The 2,561-nt window shown below is 57.2% G+C and carries 2 protein-coding genes; one reads left to right on the forward strand and one right to left on the reverse strand.

The window, feature by feature from the left end:
• Positions 1-843, forward strand: an 843-nt coding sequence (locus tag NW856_RS00915; protein ID WP_414398634.1) for a peptidoglycan D,D-transpeptidase FtsI family protein, incomplete at its 5' end; no start/stop codon positions are given.
• Between the two features lie 111 nt (positions 844-954).
• Here the strand turns inward: NW856_RS00915 and NW856_RS00920 are convergent.
• Positions 955-2,172 carry a glycosyltransferase gene (locus tag NW856_RS00920; protein ID WP_414398635.1) on the reverse strand — a complete coding sequence of 406 codons (1,218 nt, stop codon included), beginning with the start codon at positions 2,170-2,172 and terminating at the stop codon, positions 955-957.
• Between the last annotated feature and the right edge of the window lie 389 nt (positions 2,173-2,561).

Here is a 2,561-nt window from a genome sequence, read left to right on the forward strand (position 1 = left end):
TTCAAGCCCATCAACATTGCCATTGGGTTGGATGCTGGAGCCTTTACAGCAGATGAACGGGTCTATGACGAGGGTCGGATTCTCATCGGTCAGTGGCCCATTCAAAATTACGACTACCACCAGCGAGGGGCCCATGGCTGGATGAGCGTCACGGATATCCTGCGGCAATCCAGCAATGTGGGCATGGTACATCTAATGCGCAAGCTGGATCCCCGCCAGTACTACAACGCCCTGCTGCGGCTGGGGTTCAACGAGCGCAGTGGCGTGGATTTGCCCTTTGAGCCGGCCAGCCGTTTGAAACCGCTGCGACAGTTTGTTACGGTGCCGGTGGAGCGGGCCACTGTCGCTTTCGGCCAGGGGCTGGCCCTCACTCCTCTACAGTTGGCTGCCATGCATTGCATCATTGCCAACGGCGGACTGAAAGTGCAGCCCCATGTGGTGCGAGGCTTGGTGGAGAAGGATACGGATACTTTGGTTTGGGGATCCCCGCAGCCGCAGCCGGTGCGGGTACTATCCGAGCAAGCCACGCTGGCAGTGCGTATCCAAATGCGGGATGTGGTGGACTTTGGCACGGGGCAATCGGCCAAGATCGAGGGGTATGAGATCGCTGGCAAAACCGGCACTGCCCAGAAAGCCGGGCCACGGGGGGGCTATTTGCCCGGCAAGCGCATCACCAGTTTTGTAGGCTATTTCCCGGCCATTCGCCCCAATTACGTGATCTTGGCGGTGATCGACGAGCCCCAGGGGGAAGATGCCTTCGGCTCGACGACGGCTGCTCCCGTTGTTCGCTCGGTGATCCAGGAGATCATCGCCCTAGAGGGGATCCGCCCTAACTCTACTTAGCGCAGCCATAGGAACAAGGGGCGAAGGTGGATGCCAAAGGGGGCCCAGACAGTGAGGAAATGAGCGAAATGCCCATACCTCCGGATTGGCTCTTCCTGGAAAAAGCCATACTCAAGACTGGCCACCCACAGAGTCCGACTTAACCTCTGCACTCCTCCAGCTCAGCTTGGAGTTGAGGTAGAAGTTCCAGAATACAACAATACCGATGGCAATTAAGTTGGCCAACAAATAATGAATGCCCAAGCGCTCGCTCAGCAAGATCACCAGTGAAGCGTTGAGAACCAAGCCAATTAAGCAGATAACGTTAAACTTCGCCAACCGCTTCAGGCGATTCCAGGGCCCCGGCTGCAAGCGGGTCACATGGCGAAAAGTCCACAGGTCGTTCCAGAGGAAGTTATTGAGAATGGCCACCTCCGAAGCAACCAGCTTACTGGTTATGAGATCCCATCCTAAGTTGGCGGGATCGTGCAAAACATAGAGCAAAGCCATGTCCACCAAGGTGCCGGATAGGCCAACCGTGCTGAAGCGCAAAAAGGATCCCACCTGCCCTAGCGAAAAGCGCAGCACCATCAGGTGGTGGAGGTATTGGAGACAAGTTTGCAGTTGGATTTTGCTCTCCCCGTTTTGGCGCTCCTGAAAGATGTAGCCGACTTCAGCAATGGTTTTCACCCGGCCCCGCGCCAGCACCTCGATCAGCAGCTTGTAACCCTTGGGGTTGAGCGGGATTCCGGCAATGGCTTGGCGTCTGACCAGAAACAGTCCGCTCAACGGATCGGAAACACGGCTGAAAACTCCCGGCAGCAGAACCAGCCCAATCCATTGGGCCCCGCGGGAGACAATGCGCCGGCCCAGGCTCCAGTGGCTCACCCCTCCCGATGGTGCATAGCGGCTGCCCACCACCAAATCTGCCCCTTTCTGGATGAGCGGCCACAATTTGAGGACAATCTCCGGCGGATGCTGCAAATCCCCATCCATAACCCCCAACACCTCGCCGCGGGCAGCTTGCCATCCCCGCAGCACGGCAGTGGCCAGGCCTCGTTCGTGGTGGCGACAAATGACTTGCAGTTGAGGGAATTCTTTTTGCAATCCTTGGGCCACTTTGGCAGTGTAATCGGGGCTATTGTCATCCACCACAATCAACTCATAGCTTCCAGGCAGAATCGTGTCTAGGTGGGCACACAACTGCCGGATCAGGCTGCAGATACTGGAGGCTTCGTTGTAGGTGGGAATGACCAGCGAAAGTTGCACAGGGCTGGGGCAAGACAAAGGCGGGATCTGAAGAGGGACTACAGGGGGATGGGTGGATGAAGCAGGAGCTACATAAGGCATAAAGACTCAGTCCCGCTGACGCGAACAGCAGGCCATCCAAAAACAATGAAACAAAGACTCTCAGCCCAGGGCTGCAGATCCCAGGACTGCCTTGGTTCACATTGGATCCACAGAACGATCCCCTATCGTACTGATCGATGAGCCGCAGGGCTAGACCTTTCTCTACCTACTTAGCTTCTGAGGACTCCGTCTCACTGACGCGAACGGGAGAGGTCACCTGGCTAAGGGGATCCCGTAGAGGGGCTCATCAACACCGGGATCTGGGCCTGAGCAGAGGCAGTCTCAGGCAGCGAGGGGGCAGGGGTGAAACTGGGGTAGGGGATGCGCTCGTGGTTGGATTCCCGCCAGACCTCCACGAAAGCGTCTGCCACCACCTCCAAATCCTCCAG

Origin of the sequence: Synechococcus sp. R3-13 (assembly GCF_047462195.1) — a bacterium.
GTDB lineage: Bacteria > Cyanobacteriota > Cyanobacteriia > Thermostichales > Thermostichaceae > Thermostichus.